This is a genomic window from Halomonas llamarensis (assembly GCF_023555005.1).
GTDB lineage: Bacteria > Pseudomonadota > Gammaproteobacteria > Pseudomonadales > Halomonadaceae > Vreelandella > Vreelandella llamarensis.
In genome coordinates this window covers 1-379 of record NZ_JAMJPJ010000116.1, presented here as the reverse complement: position 1 = coordinate 379, position 379 = coordinate 1, and the positions used below count along the sequence as shown (strand labels likewise).

The 379-nt window shown below is 57.0% G+C and carries 1 rRNA gene; it reads right to left on the bottom strand.

Annotated features, from left to right (window positions below):
• Positions 1-379: ribosomal RNA gene (locus M8006_RS17840) — 23S ribosomal RNA — on the bottom strand; the annotation flags it as partial.

Here is a 379-nt window from a genome sequence, read left to right as displayed (position 1 = left end):
GCGGCGTGCCTTCTCCCGAAGTTACGGCACCATTTTGCCTAGTTCCTTCACCCGAGTTCTCTCAAGCGCCTGGGGATTCTCACCCTGACCACCTGTGTCGGTTTGGGGTACGGTCGCACATGATCTGAAGCTTAGAGGCTTTTCCTGGAAGCGTGGCATCAGTGACTTCCTGACCGTGGTCAGTTCGTTTCGCCTCTCGGCCTTAAAATCCCGGATTTACCTGAGATCTCAGCCTACCGGCTTTCACCAGGACTACCAACGCCTGGCTCACCTAGCCTTCTCCGTCCCCCCATCGCAATCATGTCCGGTACGGGAATATTGACCCGTTTCCCATCGACTACGCCTTTCGGCCTCGCCTTAGGGGCCGACTCACTCTGCT